Consider the following 19,043-nt stretch of genomic DNA (forward strand, 5'->3'; position numbering starts at 1 on the left):
CCTTTTCTCATTCACGATGCCTGTTTTCTCAGCTGGCGGCGCGACGCAGGCCGAAGGCGCGCTCGAGCGTATGGATCTGGGTCGCGACCGGATTGATCGGCGCGTCGTCTGCCTCCTCGACCTTCGGCGGCAGCATGGCGCGATCGAGCTGGACGATGCGATCGTGGAGCTGGAAGCTTGCGTCGATGAGACCGCGCAGTCCCTCGGGCAGATCCGTAAATCCTTTGGTGTGAGCCGGACGTCCCAGTGTCTGCAGCTTGACGCGTGCGCGCTTGGCCTCGGCTTCCTCGGGCGTGATCTCGCCTTCCTTGAGAGCGCGGCGGATCAGAAGCCAGGACGCGAGCTCCAAAAGACGCGTCGTTAGGCGCATGCTCTCGGTTGCGTACAAAACCGTGACTTGGCTTGGGAGGCCTTTGCTCTCGCGGCGACCTTCGCCGTCGAGATACGCGGCGGAGCGCTCGACCAGGGCCATGCCCTCGGAAAACACGCGGTCGAATTGCTCGGAGGCTTGGAAACGCTCTCCGAAGGAGACCGTCTCGCCCTTGGCCGCAAACAGATTTTCTACGCTGGAACCGTTGCTCATGACACGCTTCGACACAGACGCCTACTTTTCTCTCACCCTAACACCAGCAGATCCTAAGAGGCCAGAGTTAACAAAATTGGCCAAGAAGAAGACAATCCAAAGGAAGGATCCGCCCAAAATGCCTTGCAAGAGCCGCGCCGAAAAAAAATGAGCCGCCTCGCGGCGGCTCAGAAGTCAACAGGGAGGCGTCAAACAGGGTGGCTAGGCACCACCCCAGGATCCAGATGTCTGGATGAGGAGAAGACTACTCGCCGTTCCCTAACGAAGCCTTAACGGTTGACGATTTCGAATCGATTTGGCGTTCACGAATGCAGGAGCGTGCTCGGTAAACGTGTTGCCCCAATCGGGGACGTTTGGGGACGGGCAAGGTTACCGACGCGTCTACAGCCGCGAGGCGAGGACCTTGTCGATACGCCGGCCGTCGAGATCGACGACCTCGAAACGCCAGCCGTTCGTTTCGACGATCTCGCCGGTTTTCGGGATGTGCTGGAGCTGGGCCAGCACGAATCCAGCGACCGTGGCATAGCTGCGCTTCGGCTCGAGAGCGATGGTGAGCTTGGCGGCCATCTCGTCCACCGGCATGGCGCCGGCGAGCAGCCACGATCCGTCGATGCGCTGGGTCGCGTAGGGATCCTCGCCTTCGGACTTGAAGACGCCGACGATGGCCTCGAGCACGTCGGCCGGCGTGACCAACCCTTCGAAGTGGCCGTACTCGTCGTGGATGAGGGCGACGGGGACATCGGCTCCGCGCAGGATGTTGAGCGCATCGAGGGCGTCCATGGTCTCCGGTATGATCGGAACCTTGTGGATATAAGGCCGGATGTCGAGCGGCTTGCCGTCCAGGATGGCGGCCAGAAGCTCACGCGTGCGGACGACGCCGATCAGCGTATCGATGTTGCCCTCGCCGACGGGGATCAGCGAATGGGGCGTGTCGATGAGCTGCTGGCGGATCTCCGTCTCCGCCGTCGCGATGTCGATCCAATCCACATCCGTGCGCGGCGTCATCAGCCCGACCACCGTGCGGTCACCCAGGCGCATGACGCCGGAGATCATCTCGCGCTCGTGGGATTCGATGACGCCGGCGGCCTCGGCTTCGGAAATGAGAATGGCAATCTCTTCGTCGGAGACCTGGCTTTCCGTGGTTTCCGCCTGGCCCAGCAGGCGGAAGACGAGGCGCGTCGAGTTGTCGAGCAGCCAGACCGCGGGGCGGGCGATGCGCGAGAACGCCGTCATCGCGGGGGCGACCAGACAGGCGATGCGTTCGGCGTTGCGGAGGGCGATGTTCTTGGGCACGAGCTCGCCGACGATCACCGAGAGGTAGGTGATGACGGCGATGACGGAGCCGTATCCGAGCGCCGCCGCAGCCGTCTCCGAAAGACCGAGATCGCGGAAGGCCGTGTAGGCGTATTCGCCGAATGTCTCGCCCGAGTAGGCACCGTTGATGATGCCGATCAACGTGATGCCGATCTGCACGGCAGAAAGAAACTTGCCCGGATCGGCTGAGAGCGCCAGGGCGGTTTGTGCTCCGGCCTTTCCGTTGGCGGCCAGGGCCTTGAGACGGGGCTGGCGGGCGGAGACGACGGCCAGCTCGGAAAGCGCAAAGAGGCCATTCAAGAGGATGAGGCCCAGGACGATCAGAAGTTCTATCAAGATTTTTGCGGCTGACTTGGTGGGCCGTGCTTTTGGATATGCACGCCTTGCGTCAAAGCCACTCCATGTTGCGAAGGGGCGGATGCTAGCCCGCGGACTGGCCGGGGGTCAATGCGTGCAACGCCGGAGCCCCGCGGGATCCTCCGCCGGCGGCCGATCAAGGTTTTTTGAACAGGGCCTCGGCCGCGCTTTCGTGTGCCTGCTTTTTTGCCAGCTCCGCTTTGACGCGCTCTATTTCAGCGGAAAAAGCGGCGATGCGGCTCTCCAACTCGGCGACCGAGAGCGTTTCGAGATTGTCGCCGAGGCTCGCGGATCTGGGTGGCGGTGGTCTCGTATCGTCCCAGTCCATGGCCGTTCCTCCCGCGTCATATCTGCGTTTCTTTGTCTCGCGGGAGCGTGGCACTTTCGCGGGGCCGTCACAAGTGCCGCAGGTTGTGTGTTGGTGCGCGCGCGGGTATGCACGCGGCGACGATCATTGCGAGGAGCGTTCGATGCCATCTTTGCCCGAGACCATGACCGCCATCGCCATCCAGGGCAAAGGCGGACCGGAGGTGCTCGTCGCGGAAGGGCGCCCGGTGCCTCAGCCGGGGCCGGGCCAGGTGCTGATCAAGGTCGCGGCGGCGGGCGTCAACCGGCCCGACGTTCTGCAGCGAAAGGGACTCTATCCAGCGCCCAAGGGACATTCGGAGCTACCGGGGCTTGAGGTGTCAGGCTGGATCGCGGCCGTTGGCGACGGCGCATCGCGGTTCAAGCCAGGCGAAGCGGTCATGGCCCTGCTCAACGGTGGCGGCTATGCCGAGTATGCCGTCGCCGAGGAGCCGGCGACGCTGGCGGTTCCGAAGGGCATTTCGATGGTCGAGGCGGCGGCCATCCCAGAGACCTTCTTCACGGTGTGGCACAACGTGTTCGAACGGGCCGCCTTGAAGAGCGGTGAATGGCTGCTCGTGCATGGCGGCACGAGCGGTATCGGCGTGACGGCGATCCAGCTCGGTGCGGCGCTCGGTGCCAAGGTCATCGCCACGGCCGGCACGACGAAGAAGTGCGAAGCGTGTCTCGCGCTCGGCGCTCGCCGCGCGGTCGATTATACGCAGGTGGATTTCGCGGAGGCGGTCAAGACGGAGACGGAAGGGCGCGGCGTCGACGTCATTCTCGACATGGTGGGCGGGGACTACGTGGACCGCAATATCCGCTCGCTCGCCGACGACGGGCGGCTCGTCAACATCGGCTACCAGTCGGGCTCGAAAGTGACCGTGGACATGATGCGGGTGATGCTCAAGCGGCTGACGCTGACGGGCTCGACGCTGCGCATCCGGCCGACTTCCGTGAAGGGTGCGATCGCGCGCGCGGTCGAAGCCCACGCGTTGCCGCTCGTGGCCGACGGCAAGGTCAAGGTGGTGATCGACAGCACGTTTCCGCTTGCGCAGGCTGCCGACGCTCATGCGCGCATGGAAACCAGCCAGCACATCGGCAAGATCGTGCTGACGGTTTGACTCAGTGCCTCCGCTTGCGCGGAGAGGGCGTCACCACTCAAGGCCGGGCATGGCGGCGATGGGGCGCATGTCGGCGGTGGGGAAGAGCGTCGTCAACGTCTCGCTCGTGAGGCCGCCGGGCGCGTGCACGCCGCTGGCGATGAAGACGCTGTCGAGGCCCGCTGCCGCTGCGCCCTTGATGTCGGTTCGGATGCCATCGCCAATGCAGAGGATGCGCTCCTTGGGCACGGGCTTGCCCTTGAGCGTCTCGATCATGGCGAAGGCCATGTCGTAGACCGGAAGGTATGGCTTGCCGGCGTAGGCGACGCTGCCGCCCTTGGCCTCGTAGTCCGCAGCGAGGGCGCCCGAGCAAAAGACGATCTTCGATCCGCGCTCGACGGTGAGGTCGGGATTGGCGCAGATCATCGGCAGCTTGCGCGCGGCAAGATCGGCCAACAGGGCGGCGTAGTCGTCCGGCGTTTCGATCTCGTCGTCGAAGAGGCCCGTGCACGAGATCGCATCCGCCTCGGCCGGCTCGGAGAGCGTGACGTCAAGCCCGTCGTAAAGCGTGAGGTCGCGTTCGGGGCCGAGGTGGAAGACGCGCTTGCCGGCGAACGCGCCGACGAGGGTGCGGGCGGCGTCGCCCGACGTCAGGATCGCATCCCAGGCGAAACGCGGTACGCCGATGCGGTCGAGTTGAGCGGCGACGGCTTCGGCCGGGCGCGGGGCATTGGACAGCAGAATGACGAGTCCGCCGGTGAGGCGGTAGCGTGTCGCGGCCTCGCACGCGTGTGCAAATGGCGCGACGCCGTTGTGAATCACGCCCCAGACGTCCGTCAGCCAGACGTCGCGCCCGGCGGCGAGGCCGGCGATCGAGGTGAGAATAGGGATAGGCGCGACGGCAGCGGATGTGGTCATGCCGCATGCGTAGTCGGTGCTCGATGTTTCGGCAAGCGCCGGCGGGCTGTCCGGGCTGCGGCGTTGGGACCGCAGCCCGGAGGATTGTCGTTTACGCGGCGACGGTGCTGCCGTTGCTGCGCACGCGGTCGTTGGCGACCTCGGCGCGTACGGGGCGCGCACCGCCGAACAGCTGGCCCTGGCCGAGCAGCACGCCGAAGCCGAAGACGCGGGCGAGCTGTTCCTCGTTGTCGATGCGCTCGACGACGAGGGTCAGGCCGTGGCTGGCCAGATGGCGGCAAACGTCGGCCGAGGAGATATGTCCGCTCGGGGCGGGAAGCCCGTTCAGGAACACGGACGCATCGAGCTTGGTGAACACGAAGCCCTGCTCGGCCAGCGCCTCGAAGTCCATATCGAGATCGGTCATGTGCGAGATGGCGAAGCGGAAACCGAGCGCACGCATGTCGGCGAGCGAATCCCACTCGGGAGTCGAGAACCCGCGCACGTCGGTCTGCGTGAACGAGAGCACGAGTTGCGAAGCCAGGCTTGCGCGCAGGTGCAGGGTCTCGGCCAACTCGCCGAGGAAGTGCTCGTCGGCGACGGATTCGCCGCTGAAAGCCGAGAACACGGAACCGCCCTTGCCGCGGTCCTCGAGCCGGCGCGCCACGGCGGCCGTGCGTGCCACGCGTACGCCATCGAACAGCGGAAGCAGGCCGGTGCCGCGCAGGTCGGGGCCGTCGGGCGCCACGTCAAGCGGATTGCCGTCGGCATCGCGCAGACGCACGCTCACTTCATAGTGGCGCGTCTGCTGGTCCTCGAGGCCCAGGATCGGCTCCAGCGCGACGTCGATGCGGCCGGCCGAGATGGCGTCCGCCATGAGACGTGCGCGCGCGTCGGCGGGCGATGCCGCCCGCGGGCGCACGCCGGCGGTGAAGGGCGGAGCGGGCTGCTGCTGGGGCGCGGCTGCAACTGCGGGCGGGGCAGCCGGCACGTCGGCGCCGATGGCCGAACGCATGGTGCCAGCGGTCATGCGCAGCGCCTCGATCGAACGCTCGATGGACGCCTCAGGCGAAGGCATCGCGGGGGCATGCTGCGCTGGAAGAGGGGGCGGCACCGATGCGGATGCCTGCGGCGGCAGGTTGCGCGTCTGCTCGGCGGCGTTGACCTCCTCGAGAAGACGTTTGATGGCGTCCTGAATGACCTCGACGTCCGCCTGGCGCGGTGCGCTCGGCGGCGCGGGCCGTGCTGACGGCGGAACGGGCTGGGTCATTGCCGGATCCGGCAACTTGGGCTCCGGCGCGGCCGCCGACGCGCGACCGGTTACGAACGGGGGAAGCTTTTGCCCGGCCGTAGCTGGCCGAAAGGACCACAGGTCCTGAAGGTCGTCGGCCATAGGGGCTGGGGTGTTACGGGAGGGCGTCGGAAGCGGGCCCGCGGCTGGAAGCGGCGGCGGCACCGAGCGGTCGACCTGACGCGGCGCGGCAGCTCCCTGGGGCAGCGGCGGAGGCACCGGAGGGAGCGGCGCGCGCGGCTTGAGGTCGGGCGCGGGCGGCTGGCCCGGGCGCACGCCTTGGGGCGTCGGGACGTGAGCGGCTGGCGCCCGCGGTGCCATTGGGGGCTGCGCAGGCTGTGGCGCGCGCGCGACGGCGCCTTGATGAGGTTGCGGCAAGGGAATGGACGGAGCTGCCTTGGGGGCGTTCTCGGGGAGGCGGCGCTGCGTGGCGGCCTGAATGCCGCGAGACCGTGCCGCCTCAGGATTGCCGGGCGCTCTCCGCCACGCGAAAGCGTGGACCGTGAGCAGAAGGAGGTAAGCAGACAGCGCCGCCGTCGCGGCGACAGGCCCCGGCAGTCCGGCGTGCTGATGCAGCGCTACGGCGCTTGCGCCGGCGACCAACCCCATGGCCACCACCACAACGGTCTGTGAAGTTGTTTGATTTCGCGCCATATTCTGCTCTTCCCCCAAATACTTCCGTAGACGCGGCACCCGACTCCGGTGCGAATCGCTCATTGGAGGTTCGTGCTGTTCCCCCCGTATGGCAACGTGAACGCCCCGTGGTATCACCAGTATTTCGTAAGCTGGATTGACGACTTAGGCGGAGCGTGGCGCGGATGCATCGCGGATGGCCGACCCGCTTTTCCGGTATCGGGCGATATTCTCAGGGGAGAGTCGCAAATCAGCCATTGGCCAGCCTACCGGCCACCCGAATCGGGGCGCCGTTTAGAGGTCGTTAGGCGAATCGGCATGGTAATCGCTCTGTCCGGGCCGCCTTATTGTCCGGCGTATCGAGGAGACTGCCCTGATGTTGATGAGCGTCATTCAGCGCGCGTGTGAATCTGTGGTGGCACCGGAGCTTGCCGGTGCTCGCGTTCTGATTACGGGCCTCACGTCGACGTTCGGTTTCGACGTTGCCCGCGCCTTCGCCGATCACGGCGCCCGTCTCATCATTCAGTCGCCGGAAGAGAGCCCCGAGATGACAGAGCTGTCCGCTGTGCTGGCGGAAAACTCGGCGGAGATCCGGCTTTTCAACACGCCGCTCGACAGCGACGAGGATGTGCGCCGGTTGATGCAGGCCGCGGCACAGGATTTCGGCGGCATCGATGCGGTGATCAATCTGGTGCCGGTGAATGCCGGCGCCGTGTGTGCGCTCGAGCTGGCGGACGATGCCGACGCTGCCGCGTCCGACGTGCTGCGTCTGCCGCTGAGACTGACGGAGATCGCGGCTAACCGCATGCGTCTGGTCTGGGTCGAAGGTTCGATTCTCAACGTCGTGCGCATCGAGGACGCGGCGGGCGGCCGAGCGATGATGATCGCGGACGTGCTGAGGAGCGCGTTGGGACAGCTCACGCGCGGGCTGGCGCAGGATTGGGCCGAGACCGGCATTCGTATCAACGCAGTCGGGCCGCCGTCTTCCATCGCGGCGATGGGCGGGGATGCTCAGGCCTCGGATGCGGATCTCGCCGTGGTCGCGCTGCAACTTGCGAGCCGCAAGGGCCGCAGCGTGTCGGGCCACGTGCTCGACGCGGCCGGTGCCGCACGGCGCTGGTGCTAGGGCGTTTCAGCTAATTCCGGCTACTCGGCGGGTGAGGCGGCGGGATGCGCGTCGGGCTCGGCGGCCTGATGGTGCGACGAGCCGATCAGGCTCAACACGGTCGGCACCACGAACAGCGTCAGCACCGTGCCGAGGCTCATGCCGCCGACGATGACCCAGCCAATCTGCTGACGACTTTCGCCACCCGCGCCCACGGCGAGCGCCAGCGGCACGGCGCCGAGCACCATGGCGCCGGTCGTCATCAGGATCGGACGCAGGCGCAGGCTCGCGGCCTCGACCACGGCCTCCAGGCGTGCCTTGCCTTCGGCCTCGAGCTGGTTGGCGAACTCGACGATGAGAATGCCGTGCTTGGTGATGAGGCCGACCAGCGTCACGAGCCCGATCTGCGAGTAGACGTTGAGCGATCCGCCGACCAGCCAGAGCATGCCGAGCGCGCCGCACATGGAAAGCGGCACGGTCAGGAGGATGATCAGAGGGTCGCGGAAGCTCTCGAACTGGGCCGCCAGCACGAGGTAGATGAAGGCTAGCGCTAGCACGAAGACCAGGGCCAGGCTCTGGCTCGAGGCGCGGTAATCGCGGCTCTGGCCGTTGACGTCGGTCTGGATGTCCTTCGGCAGCACCTCGTCGACGGTGCGCTCGATGTGCTCCAGCACCTCGCCCAAGGCGTAGCCCGGCGCAATGGTGCCCGAGATCGTCACCGACCGGAGCTGGTTGAAGCGCTTCAGCTCCTTGGGCGCCACGCTCTCGACCACCTTGACGATATTAGAAAGCTGGATCATCTCGCCGGTCGGCGAGCGCAGGAAGATCGTGTGAAGCGCGGCCGGCGTCGAGCGGTCCGGGATGTCGAGCTGCACCATGACGTCGTACTGCTCGCCGTTCATCTCGAAGCGCGTGACCTGGCGGCCGCCGAGAAGCGTCTCCAGCGTACGGCCGACAACGTTCACGTCGAGGCGCAGATCCGAGACCTTGGCGCGGTCGATCTCGATGCGGAACTCCGGGGTGTTGAGCTTGAGGTCGGTTTCGAGGCTTTCGAGGCCGCGGTAGCTTTCGAGCGCCTGCATGAGCGTATTGGAGAGCTTTTCCAGATCCTCGTAGGAGCCGGACGACTGTACCACGAACTCGACCGGCTTCGAGGAGCCGCGCTGGCCGAACGCGTTCGGATTGGGCGCGAAGGCGAATACGCCGGCGATGCGGCGGACCTTGGGGCTGATCTCGCGCGTGATCTCCTGTTGCGTGCGCGTGCGGTCGCTCCAGTCTTTCAAGGGCGCGAAGATCAGGAAGCCCGAGACCTCGGGGTTGCCGTTGATGACAAGGCGTGAAGCGATCTCCGGGACGTCGGCGAGGATGGCATCGGCCTCGGCGCTGTAGCGGCTGGTATAAGCCAGCGTTGCGCCCTCGGGACCGGTGCCGCGCACGCGGATCACGCCGCGATCCTCCACCGGCGCAAGCTCGGACTTGAGGTTCTGGAAAAAAAAGACGCACGATCCCGCGACGGCGAGGGCGAGAAGGAGAATTGTCGGACGATGGCGCAGGGCCAGGGCGAGCAGCCGGCGATAGCCGGCCTCAAGTCCGTTCAGCAGGCCCTCGATGGCGAGGAATGCCCTGCCGGGCTTCGGGTTGTGGCGCAGGAGGCGCGCACACATCATCGGCGTCAACGTGAGGGCGACGAAGCCGGAGATGATGACGGCGCCCGCCAGCGTCAGCGCGAACTCCAGGAACAGGCGGCCGGTCTTGCCTGGCGCGAAGGCGATCGGCGCATACACCGCGGCGAGAGTCAGCGTCATGGCGATGATCGCGAAGCCGATCTCGCGCGTACCCTGGATGGCCGCCTGCACCGGCTTCATGCCGCGCTCGATGTGGCGGTAGATGTTCTCCAGAACGACGATGGCGTCGTCGACGACGAGGCCGATGGCGAGCACCATGGCGAGGAGCGTCAGTGTGTTGACGCTGAAGCCGAAGACGAGCATCAGCGTGAAGGTGGCGATCAGTGAGATCGGGATGGTGACGATCGGAATGATGGAGGCGCGAACCGAGCGCAGGAAGAAGATGATGACGAGCACGACGAGCAGAATGGCCTCGCCGATGGCGTGGTAAACGGCCTCGATCGAGCGCTCGATGAAAATTGCGTCGTCGTTGGCCACATGGGCCTGCATGCCGTTCGGCATGGACTGGTTGATCCGCGGCAGGAGGGCGCGCACGGCCTTCGAGACGTCGAGCGGGTTGGACACCGCCTGCTTGATGACGCCCACGGCGATGGCGGTGCCACCCTCGAAGCGGCTCTCGCGGCGCTCGTCGAAGGCGCCGAGCTCGACGCGTGCCACCTCGCCGAGCTTCACCTGATGGTTGCCCGAGACCTTGATGACGATGTTGCGGAACTCCTCGGGCGTGACGAGGCCTGTGCGCGAGAGCACGCTGAACTCGCGGTTCGTGCTCTCGATGCGGCCTGACGGCAGCTCCACGTTCTGGGCGCGCAGCGCGGTCTCGATGTCCTGAACGGTGAGGGCGAATGCCGCGAGGCGCTCGCGGTCGATCCAGATACGCATGGCGTAGCGGCGCTCGCCGTAAATCGTCACATCGGCGACGCCGTTCAGGTTCTTCAGCTGGTCGATGACGAAACGGTCGATGTAGTCGGTGATCTCGAGCGGGGAGAGCACCGGACTGTTGAACACCAGAAGCATGATCGGCTGCGCGTCGGCCTCGACCTTTGCGATGACCGGCTCGTCGATCTCGTCGGGTAGGCGGCCACGCACGCGCGAGACGCGGTCGCGAATGTCGCTCGCGGCCACGTCCTGGTCGATGTCGGGGTGGAAGCGCACGCTGATGCGGCTCTGCTCGGAGCGGCTCTGCGAGTCGATCACGTCGATGCCCGGGATGCCAGCGATGGAGCCTTCGAGGATCTGCGTGACCTGGGATTCGACGATCTTGGCGGAGGCGCCGGGATAGCGCGTCTGCACCGAAACCACGGGCTCGTCCACGTTCGGGTACTCGCGCACGGTGAGGCGCGTGTAGGAGACGATGCCGAGAAGCACGATGACGAGGCTCAGGACGGTGGCGAAGACCGGGCGCCGGATACAGAACTCGGAGAGGCCCATCAGGTCCCCCGCGCGGTGGGGTTGGCGCCCACCACGATCTCGACGGCGCTGCCGTCTTTGAGCTTTTGTTGGCCGGCGGTGACCACCATCGCGTTCTCGGCAAGGCCTTCCAGGATCTCCACCATGCCGCCGTTGCGGCTGCCGACCTCGACCTTGGCTTCGCGCGCTTGCCCATCCCTGACGACGTAGACGATCTTGTCCTCGCCGCGCGGAACGATGGCCGCTTCTGGGACGACGAGGACATTGCGCTTGACCTGGCCCTTGACGCGAATGCGAGCGAAGAGGCCGGGGCGCAGGGTCAGCCCGGGGTTGTCGAGACGGGCGCGGATGCTCAGCGCGCGGCCGTTGATGTCGATATGGGGGTCGATTGCATAGATGGTGCCGGCAAACGTACGGCCCGGCAGCGCATCGACGCCGATCTCGATGGTCTGGCCGTTCGCGATTTGCGAGAGGTAGAGTTCCGGCAACTTGAAATCGATCTTCAAGGTGTCGATTTTCTCCAAATTGACGATCGCCTGGCCGGCCTCGATGTATGCCCCAGGCGAGACCTTGCGGATGCCGGAAGTGCCGCCGAAGGGGGCGCGGATCGTGTGCTTGGACAAGCGGACCTTGGCGAGCTCCAGGGCTGCCCGCGTCGTCTCGGCGTTGGTGGAGGCCTCGTCGCGTGCGCGCTCGGTGACGTTGCCGGACTGGGCGAGAGAGTTGGCGCGGCCCAGGTTGCCGACCGCCAGATTGTAGCGGGCCTGGGCATCCGCCACTTCCGCGTTGGCGAGGGCGCTGTCGAGCTGGACCATGACGTCGCCCGCCTTGACGGGCATCCCTTCGGACAGGGGGATCTCGGTGATGCGGCCTGCAATCTCGGATGTGATCTGCACGCTTTCGTCGGACTGCAACGTGCCGATGGCACGCAGGTCCTCGGTCGACGTGGTGGACACGGCTGCCGCTGCCTCGACGGCGACACTGCTGGGCCGCGCGTCCTTGGATACGTTGCGGGGGGCTTTCGCCGCCTCGGTGGCCTTCAGGAGTTTAGAGATGCTGGCGGTGTTTCTTTTTTCGTCTGCCACATAGTACGCGGCGCCTGCGAGGGCTACCAAGGCGCATGTGATCCAGACCTTCAGCATTCGGGCACCTAGTTCCTGGGCAGCCGCTTTCGGGAGCGTTCAGTCGGCGGAAGTCTCGTCGCGTTCGAGCCGGAGGGGATAGGCCGGGTCATCGTGTCGTTGGGTCCGTGAACTCTTCGAGCGGAAGGACAACGCTGCAACCTATCGAAATCCGTCGGATCCCGTTTCGCACTCGCATTCATGCGGGACGAACGAGCTTACGCCCGAAATGTGGCGGGAGCTACCGTCCGTGCCTCACAGGAGCGTGGCTGGTGAATGCGCGGCGCCGTCAGGCCGCCGGCGCGATCCGGTGAGGTCGGCGGTGGCGACGGTTGCGGACGTTGGCCGGTCTGCGGCGCAGAGGCTCGGAGGAGGCCTGCTGGCCACCGGCCGGCATGGGATCCGTCAACCGCGTTCTGGCCGGCGGGGCGAGCTCGGATACGGCGGGGTCTTGTCCGTCCGCTGTCCGCGGGCCCGGCGTAGGCCCATAGAACGGCACGAGATTGCGGGCGGCGGCCTTGGCCAGGATCGGCTGCAACTCGGCGTCGAGGGTCGCAATCGGCACTACCGGATTTTTGGCACGGAGGTGGACCACCTTGAAGCCGTGGGCCTTGAGGCCGGCAAGGATCGCCGGGAGGGCCTTGGCCGTCGGGCGCTTCAAATCATGGAACAGCAGGATGCCGCCTTTGCGGGCGATGGTCTGCTTCAAGGTGCGATCGGCGATGCCCTTGGCGCTGCCGATGTAGCTGTCGTTGGAAATCACGTCGACGGTGAAGCTCGCAATGCTGCGCGACTGCAGGTAGCTCAGGAGCTCGTCGCTGTCGTTGAGTCCGGGAAAGCGGAAGAAGGGCGCGATGTCGGTCCCCGCGGCCAGCGCGACGGCGGCAAAGCCGCGCTCGATCTCATCCTTGGCCTTGTCGAGATCGAGGCGCCGCAGGTTGTTCGGATGCGACCAAGTGTGGGTGCCGACGGTGTGGCCGCGCGCCAGGACCTCCTTCGTCATGTCGGGGTAGGAGAGCGCCATATCGCCGACGGAGAAGAACGTCGCCTTGGTGCAAAACTGAACGAGCGTGTCGAGGATCGGCTTCGTGACCCACGGCACGGGGCCGTCGTCGAAGGTGAGGACCACCTCGCCCTCGGCGAGGAAGTCGGGTTCCTTTTCGCGCTTGGTCGCCGAACCGAACATCGGCCCGCCAGAGGTGTCGATCTCGAGGACGCGCGAGACGCCGAGCGCCTTGTCCGGTTCCGGACAGTCGACGGCGGCCGACGCGGATGCAGAGGCAATCCACGCGGCGAGCGCTGCGGCGGCGGTCGATATCCTGGTCACTCGCATGGCGGCTCCCGAAGCTCGATGGCGCGCGGACTTTCGGTGAATTCGGCTGCAGCAACAAGGCTCGCGGGCCCCGGTCCGGCGCTTTTCCGCGCTGGCGCGGCATTTGGGACTCGGTCTTTCAGCTCAGCGGGCGTGCGCGGCTATTCGTGGCCGAAGGACTTGAGCTGCCAGGGGTCGTTCGAAGGGTTTGCCCAGTCGAACGGCCTGGACGACCTGTGCGCCGGCGCGCCGGACTTCGCCGAGGCTTTGTCGCCGGCAGCGGGGGCCGACGCCACATCGTCGGGCGCGGCACCGGAGACCGGCCATGTCGCTGCGCGGTCGGCCAGCGGCACGTTGGCGGCCGCAACGGATTTTGCCTTGAGCGCCTTTTCAGCGATGGCGTCATACTCGGGCAACGTGACCGGGCTCGCCTTGGCGACCAAATGCACGACCTTGTAGCCGCGGGTCTTGAGCTCTGTGAGCAGGCTCGAAAGCGCGCCGGCCGTGGACGGCTGGATGTCGTGGAAAAGGATGATGCCCTTCTTCTCGTGGTCGAGCTGCGCAAGAACGTTGCGAAGCACCACGCCCGGGCTCCGGGTGCGGAAGTCCTTCGAATCGACGTGGATGCCGAACATGCCGACGCCGCGGCTCTTGATGTAGTCCATGCTGGACTTGCTGTAGCCCAGGTATGGGAAACGGAAGAACGGTGCGATGGGCGCGCCGGTGGCGGCGGCGACGGCGGACAGGCCCAGCTCGAACTCGCGCTTCATGGCGGCCGCGCTCAAGCCCGAGAGCTTCTTGTGCGACCAGGTGTGGGTGCCGATGGTGTGCCCGCGACGGGCCACCTCCTGCAGCGTCGCCGGATCGGCAATAGCCATGCGGCCAACCGAGAAGAACGTCGCTTTCGTGCACTGCTCGTCGAGGGCGTCGAGGATCGGCAGCGTGTAGCGGCGCATCGGCCCGTCGTCGAAGGTGAGGACGATCTCGCCGGGCTCGAGGAATTTGGGCTCGGTCTTGAGGTATTGGTCTCCGAAGGCAGGGCCTGTCGTGGTGTCGATCTCCACGATGCGGGAGACACCGAGAACGTCCGCACGGTCCGCGCAGCCCGCAGCGATGGTCGGCTTCAGGTTGGCCTCGGCGCCAGCGGCCGGATTGACGGAGAGCGCCTGCCCAGTGGCGGCGGGTGTGCTCGCGGCCGGCGTGCTCGGTCCGGTTTCGGCGTAGGCGCGGTCAAAACCCGACAACGAGCCGGCGCTCGCGGCCATCGCGAGACTCAAGGCCAGCCATGTGCACCGACAGGCGCGCATTCGATCATCTCCCCTATGCCCTGCCGTTCGGCTTATCGAGGCACGAAGCTGCATTGAACCACGGTTCGTAAAAGAGTTAGTAGCTATTTTGCAACCGCTTATGAAAGCCGCTCATTTTTGGCGGATCGGAGTGTCGTGAGAGTGACGGCTATGCTAAGGGCCTGACCCTGAGCAGAGGTCCCTCCGTTGTTGTTTTTGTAGCGCCGAGCGGGCTGCCTTCGCGGCGGCCCCAGGGACTCTGTGCCGCAGACCTTTCGCCCTTGGAGTCTCGATGTCGGGTCTCGACGAACAGCAACCCACTCCGGAGACCGATGCCATCAGCGTCGCCGATCTCGTGCGCGATGTCGCGATCGCGTTGCACGACGGCGACAGCCGGCGTGCTGCCGGGCTGGTGATTAACCTTCACCCTCGCGATCTCGCAGATGTCATCGAGCTGCTCAGCGCCGAGCATCGCGTCGCGCTGATCCAGGCGCTGGGGCCCGCCTTCAACTACGAGGTGCTGTCGGAGATCGACGAGACGGTTCGCGACCAGCTCTCGGAGGCGCTGCCGAACGAGCTCCTGGCGCGGGCCGTCACCGAGCTCGATACGGACGACGCGGCTTACCTTATCGAGAATCTCGAACCGGAGGACCGGGACGAGATTCTTGCGCAATTGCCCAAGGGCGAACGCGCGGCCCTCGAACGGCAGCTCGATTATCCGGAGGATTCTGCCGGCCGTCTCATGCAGAGCGACTTCGTCGCCGTCGCTCCTTACTGGACGGTCGAGCAAGTCATCGAGCACGCCCGCGAGAGCGACGATCTGCCGGACAGCTTTTCGGAGATCTTCGTCGTCGATCCGACGTTCCGCGTGATCGGGAGCGTTGAGCTTTCGCGGATTCTCCGCTCCAAGCGCGACGTGCCGATCTCCGACATCATGGAGACCGATCTCGATACGGTGCTCGCGACCGCCGATCAGGAGGAGGTGGCGCGCCAGTTCGAGCGCTACGATCTCTTTTCGGCTCCGGTCGTCGACGAGAACGGGAAGCTGGTCGGCGTGATCACGGTCGACGACGTGGTGGAGGTCATCCAGGACGAGGCGGACGAGGACATGAGGGCCCTCGGTGGCGTGGGCGACGAAAGCCTCGCCGACAGCGTCTTTCAGACGGCGAAGAGCCGCGTGCCCTGGCTGATCGTCAACCTGGGCACTGCGGTGCTGGCATCGTTCGTGATCGGGCTGTTCGATGCCACCATCGAGCAAATGGTGGCGCTCGCCGTGCTGATGCCGATTGTCGCCTCCATGGGAGGCAACGCCGGCACGCAGACCATGACGGTGACGGTGCGTGCGCTTGCAACCAACAAGCTCGGCTCGACCAATGCGCCGCGCATCATTTCGCGCGAAACGCTGGTCGGTCTTTTGAACGGCCTCATTCTCTCGGTGATCATGGCGCTTATCGTGTTCGTGTGGTTCGGCTCGAGCCGACTCGGGGGGGTGATCGGGGCTGCAATGGTGGTGAACCTGCTCGCGGCGGCGCTGGCCGGGATTCTGATCCCGCTCGCGCTCGACCGCTTAAAGCTCGATCCGGCGCCGGCGTCCGGCGTGTTCGTGACCATGGTCACGGATTGCGTGGGTTTTTTCGCCTTCCTCGGGCTGGCGTCGGTGTTCCTGCTGTAGGCTGCTTCGCACTTTATGAAGCTTAAATGACGGTGGGCGGAAGTTTGTCGCTTGCCGGGCGGCGGCACACCTGGTTATCAGGGGGCGAACGCGTCCAGCAGCCTGAGACACCCCGGTCGCCATGGATCAAGAAAAACGCGTCAGGCATCTGCGCCAAATCCTGCTCTGGCCGGTCTATCTGTTGCCCCTCGACGAGGGTGCGCCGCTGCAGGACCATTGGGAGCATCTGGAAAAGCCGGGCCCCGACAACCCGTGGCGGGAGCTCGATGACGAGTTCGGCGACCCGTGCGAGTTCCAGGCCCGGCATTACAACGAATTCGTGACATTCCTGCCGCCGGTGCAGCGCTTTCTCTATGGCCAGGGACTCGGACGCTCGGTGAGCAAGGTCTATGGCGAAAGTCCGATCAGGGTGATGCGCCGGACCGACGTCTCGGCCGCGCGCATCACGCTCGACAAGGGCGGTGAGCCGGTCATGCTCAACATCGCACACGTCGACCTCTACTTTTTCTACGATATCGACATCGCAATTCTCGCGCTCGAGGTGTGGGCCGACGATATTCCGCTCACGACGGCGCAAAGTCTGATGTTCCGGTTCGGGCGCGCCTATCCTGCCTATTGGGAGTCGCGCGACGGCCGCGGCGGGCATTGCCCGTGGAAGGTCGAATGGCTCGGCGTCGAAGGACAGGTGCTGGCGCAATCCGACTACGAGAACCGCGAAAAGTTTCTGTCGTTCGTTTGCCGTCACCGAGCGCCGACCACGGCCGCGCATTGGGAATTCCTGCTGGCGCCCATGGTTCTGCATCATGCGGACGTGAAGGGCCTCGTGCGCTACCGGCAGCTCGAATACTACCGCATGCCGTACATGGCGTATCTTTCGCTCGAACGGTCGGAGGCGCTGTCGCGCTCGGATTCCATTCGGCTAGCGTTGGGCAACGAGGCCGGCGAGAACGCGGCGCTCCCCTATTCGGACGCCTACCTCTCCGATTTCGAGACACGGTACTGCTACGATCGCAACTTCATGTCAGGCGGCGGAGAGAAGGCCTCCAACGTGCGGTTTCACGCCTCGGGCGATACGCTGGTGGTGACGGGAGACTCGGACGACACGTTCTATACCGATCTCAACAACGGCATTCTCTCCCGGTTCCGCCACCAGCATTTTCTGATGTTTCTTATCGCGCACTTCCAGAAGGCATCGCTTCTGATGTTCTCGGACCGGCTGGTGGGCGCGGTGAGCCGGCTCGAAATCACCAATGCCAAGGCGAACCGCGTTTTCCGCCGCGATATCCGCCATGCGCACGAGAATTTCCTGCGCTTCGCACACCGCTATTGGTTCCATGACATCTCACACCAAGCGCAGGTGCGTGAGCTGTTCGACATGACGCGGCGCCATCTGCAGCTCGACAGCCTCTATGGCGAGGTGCGCGAGGAGTTGCAGGACATGGGCAACTTCCTCGAGGTGGAGGCCACCCGCAAGCAGAACGAGACGGTGGTTCGCCTGACGGTGGTGACGACGTTCGGTCTCGTCGGCACGGTGACGACGGGCTTCATCGGCATGAACCTGTTCGACTGGACGCAGGAGCCGACTTGGTGGAAGGTGGCAGCGTTTTTTGCCGTTTTCGTGCCGACGGCGTTCCTGACGCTCTACACCGTCGTCAAGTCGCGGCGGCTTTCGGATTTCCTCGATGCACTCTCGGACGAGACGGTGAGCTGGGGCCGCCGTTGGCGGGCATTGATGCGCGTCTGGTTCGGAAAATCGCCGTCCTGAGCGATCCGCTTCTGGCTAGTCGCCGCTGGGCGAGATGCGGAATTCTATGAGATCGACGCGCTTTCTCAGCTCGCCTGCGAGCTGCTCAATGGCGTGTTTGCTCGCGGTGCGCACCATCATGCGGTACTCGAAGAAGCCTGCTTCCCGGTCCAGCCGGTAGCTCATGTTGGCAATCGAGAAGCCTTGCTTGGTGATGACGCTGCGCACGTCTCCCTCGGGTGGAATCTGACCCTCGTTGAAGCGCAGGACGAGCTGGCCGAAGGTGTGGCTCGGGATCCAAGCCTCGATGCGCCGGAAGATTGCCAGCGTACCGAGCGTGGCGAGCGTCGCCAGCGTGGCCGGGTAGAAGAAGCCGACGCCGAACAGGATACCGATCGCCGCCGTGATCCAGATCGAGGCGGCGGTGGTGAGGCCGCGCACCGTGAGGCCGTCCTTGAAGATGACGCCGGCGCCGAGAAAGCCGATGCCCGTCATGATGCCTTGCGCGATGCGTGTCGGATCGGTGCGCACGGTTTCCATGGGCACGCCGCTTCCGAGCCAGTCCCACTGATAGGCCGTTACGACCATCAGAAGCGCTGAGGCGAGGCAGACGAGGGCGTGCGTGCGGAAGCCGGCCGGGCGGCCGTGGAAGCTGCGTTCGAGCCCGATCAAGCTCCCGGCGGCCCAGGCGGCGCCGATGTGGGTCGCGATCTCAATGTGGTGCTGGTTCATGCTGCGCGCTCCGCTTTCACGGGGTTCCTGCGACGCGTCGCGCCGGACGCAGGGGCTGGGTGGCGCGTGCGGCGAGGATGGCGTCTGCAACCTCGACAAAGCCGTTTCCACCCGCACCTCGGGTTATCCATGCGGGTGGTTTCGGGATATCGGCCAGGTGCTCGGTGACGGTGCTGACGCCGGCGGATTTGGGAACGTGGGCGAACATTGGGGCGTCGTTGGCGGAGTCGCCGATGAAGACGACGCTGTCGAGATCGGCGTCGATGTCCAAGCCGATCGCGTCGGGCAGGAATTTGCGTGCCGCGGTGATCTTGTCGTAGCCGCCGAGCCATGCCAGCGCCCAGATCGCGTTCAGCGTGGCGCGCGCGCCGGCCGTTTCGAACGCGCGAACGATGGCGAGCGCGGTCGTTCGGGAAGCGGGACGGGTGAACGCGAGGCTTGTCAGCCGGAACGATT

General features: G+C 65.6%; 14 protein-coding genes and 1 pseudogene. 4 read left to right on the forward strand and 11 right to left on the reverse strand.

Annotation, left to right across the window (positions count from 1 at the left end; all coding sequences use genetic code 11):
* Positions 1-28 precede the first annotated feature (28 nt).
* The 3 genes from QZV93_RS00345 to QZV93_RS00355 form a co-directional block, all read right to left on the reverse strand.
* Entirely contained in the window at positions 29-583 is a 555-nt protein-coding gene (locus QZV93_RS00345; protein WP_295555006.1) for a DUF1465 family protein, read from the reverse strand.
* Positions 584-964: 381 nt separating this feature from the next.
* Positions 965-2,233 (reverse strand): hemolysin family protein, encoded by a 1,269-nt coding sequence (locus QZV93_RS00350; protein WP_295555008.1) that lies wholly within the window; start codon positions 2,231-2,233, stop codon positions 965-967.
* A gap of 157 nt (positions 2,234-2,390) precedes the next feature.
* Positions 2,391-2,582 carry a DUF1192 domain-containing protein gene (locus QZV93_RS00355; protein ID WP_295555009.1) on the reverse strand — a complete coding sequence of 64 codons (192 nt, stop codon included), beginning with the start codon at positions 2,580-2,582 and terminating at the stop codon, positions 2,391-2,393.
* A 142-nt stretch (positions 2,583-2,724) separates the two neighbouring features.
* Between QZV93_RS00355 and QZV93_RS00360 the strand changes: the two genes are divergently transcribed.
* Positions 2,725-3,723, forward strand: coding sequence for an NAD(P)H-quinone oxidoreductase (locus QZV93_RS00360; protein WP_295555011.1), 999 nt, complete (start codon positions 2,725-2,727; stop codon positions 3,721-3,723).
* Between the two features lie 30 nt (positions 3,724-3,753).
* On the opposite strand, the gene QZV93_RS00365 is transcribed toward QZV93_RS00360, so the two are convergent.
* Both QZV93_RS00365 and QZV93_RS00370 read right to left on the reverse strand, forming a co-directional pair.
* Positions 3,754-4,620, reverse strand: a complete 867-nt coding sequence (locus tag QZV93_RS00365; RefSeq protein ID WP_295555012.1) for a TIGR01459 family HAD-type hydrolase — start codon at positions 4,618-4,620, stop codon at positions 3,754-3,756.
* Between the two features lie 91 nt (positions 4,621-4,711).
* Complete coding sequence (locus QZV93_RS00370) at positions 4,712-5,869, reverse strand: EAL domain-containing protein (protein ID WP_295555013.1); 1,158 nt, start codon at positions 5,867-5,869, stop codon at positions 4,712-4,714.
* 1,030 nt (positions 5,870-6,899) lie between these two features.
* Between QZV93_RS00370 and QZV93_RS00375 the strand changes: the two genes are divergently transcribed.
* Positions 6,900-7,649 carry an SDR family oxidoreductase gene (locus tag QZV93_RS00375; protein WP_295555014.1) on the forward strand — a complete coding sequence of 250 codons (750 nt, stop codon included), beginning with the start codon at positions 6,900-6,902 and terminating at the stop codon, positions 7,647-7,649.
* A 20-nt stretch (positions 7,650-7,669) separates the two neighbouring features.
* Here the strand turns inward: QZV93_RS00375 and QZV93_RS00380 are convergent, their stop codons facing one another.
* The 4 genes from QZV93_RS00380 to QZV93_RS00395 form a co-directional block, all read right to left on the reverse strand.
* Positions 7,670-10,741, reverse strand: a complete 3,072-nt coding sequence (locus tag QZV93_RS00380; RefSeq protein ID WP_295555015.1) for an efflux RND transporter permease subunit — start codon at positions 10,739-10,741, stop codon at positions 7,670-7,672.
* Entirely contained in the window at positions 10,741-11,862 is a 1,122-nt protein-coding gene (locus QZV93_RS00385) for an efflux RND transporter periplasmic adaptor subunit (RefSeq protein ID WP_295555016.1), read from the reverse strand. The genes QZV93_RS00380 and QZV93_RS00385 overlap by 1 nt, the downstream gene beginning before the upstream one ends.
* Positions 11,863-12,130: 268 nt before the next feature.
* Positions 12,131-13,168 carry a polysaccharide deacetylase family protein gene (locus tag QZV93_RS00390; protein WP_295555018.1) on the reverse strand — a complete coding sequence of 346 codons (1,038 nt, stop codon included), beginning with the start codon at positions 13,166-13,168 and terminating at the stop codon, positions 12,131-12,133.
* 146 nt (positions 13,169-13,314) lie between these two features.
* Entirely contained in the window at positions 13,315-14,460 is a 1,146-nt protein-coding gene (locus tag QZV93_RS00395) for a polysaccharide deacetylase family protein (protein WP_295555020.1), read from the reverse strand.
* Positions 14,461-14,731: 271 nt separating this feature from the next.
* On the opposite strand from QZV93_RS00395, the gene mgtE reads away from it, so the two are divergent.
* The gene (gene mgtE, locus QZV93_RS00400) at positions 14,732-16,111 is read left to right on the forward strand and encodes a magnesium transporter (RefSeq protein ID WP_295555022.1); all 1,380 of its coding nucleotides are present in this window, start codon (positions 14,732-14,734) and stop codon (positions 16,109-16,111) included.
* A gap of 121 nt (positions 16,112-16,232) precedes the next feature.
* Positions 16,233-17,876, forward strand: coding sequence for a CorA family divalent cation transporter (locus QZV93_RS00405; protein ID WP_295555024.1), 1,644 nt, complete (start codon positions 16,233-16,235; stop codon positions 17,874-17,876).
* Positions 17,877-17,891: 15 nt separating this feature from the next.
* Here the strand turns inward: QZV93_RS00405 and QZV93_RS00410 are convergent, their stop codons facing one another.
* Positions 17,892-18,587: an MgtC/SapB family protein gene (locus QZV93_RS00410; protein ID WP_295555025.1), complete on the reverse strand. Its 696-nt coding sequence runs from the start codon at positions 18,585-18,587 to the stop codon at positions 17,892-17,894.
* Between the two features lie 16 nt (positions 18,588-18,603).
* A pseudogene (locus tag QZV93_RS00415) lies at positions 18,604-19,043 on the reverse strand (HAD family hydrolase); the annotation flags it as partial.

This window comes from uncultured Hyphomicrobium sp. (assembly GCF_902826555.1).
GTDB lineage: Bacteria > Pseudomonadota > Alphaproteobacteria > Rhizobiales > Hyphomicrobiaceae > Hyphomicrobium_C.

Coding starts and splice junctions, on each gene's coding strand:
- QZV93_RS00395 (WP_295555020.1), bottom strand. CDS start 14,460: ATGCGCGCCTGTCGGTGCACATGGCTGGCCTTGAGTCTCGCGATGGCC.
- QZV93_RS00380 (WP_295555015.1), bottom strand. CDS start 10,741: ATGGGCCTCTCCGAGTTCTGTATCCGGCGCCCGGTCTTCGCCACCGTC.
- QZV93_RS00405 (WP_295555024.1), top strand. CDS start 16,233: ATGGATCAAGAAAAACGCGTCAGGCATCTGCGCCAAATCCTGCTCTGG.
- QZV93_RS00360 (WP_295555011.1), top strand. CDS start 2,725: ATGCCATCTTTGCCCGAGACCATGACCGCCATCGCCATCCAGGGCAAA.
- QZV93_RS00410 (WP_295555025.1), bottom strand. CDS start 18,587: ATGAACCAGCACCACATTGAGATCGCGACCCACATCGGCGCCGCCTGG.
- QZV93_RS00355 (WP_295555009.1), bottom strand. CDS start 2,582: ATGGACTGGGACGATACGAGACCACCGCCACCCAGATCCGCGAGCCTC.
- QZV93_RS00375 (WP_295555014.1), top strand. CDS start 6,900: ATGTTGATGAGCGTCATTCAGCGCGCGTGTGAATCTGTGGTGGCACCG.
- QZV93_RS00365 (WP_295555012.1), bottom strand. CDS start 4,620: ATGACCACATCCGCTGCCGTCGCGCCTATCCCTATTCTCACCTCGATC.
- mgtE (WP_295555022.1), top strand. CDS start 14,732: ATGTCGGGTCTCGACGAACAGCAACCCACTCCGGAGACCGATGCCATC.
- QZV93_RS00370 (WP_295555013.1), bottom strand. CDS start 5,869: ATGACCCAGCCCGTTCCGCCGTCAGCACGGCCCGCGCCGCCGAGCGCA.
- QZV93_RS00345 (WP_295555006.1), bottom strand. CDS start 583: ATGAGCAACGGTTCCAGCGTAGAAAATCTGTTTGCGGCCAAGGGCGAG.
- QZV93_RS00385 (WP_295555016.1), bottom strand. CDS start 11,862: ATGCTGAAGGTCTGGATCACATGCGCCTTGGTAGCCCTCGCAGGCGCC.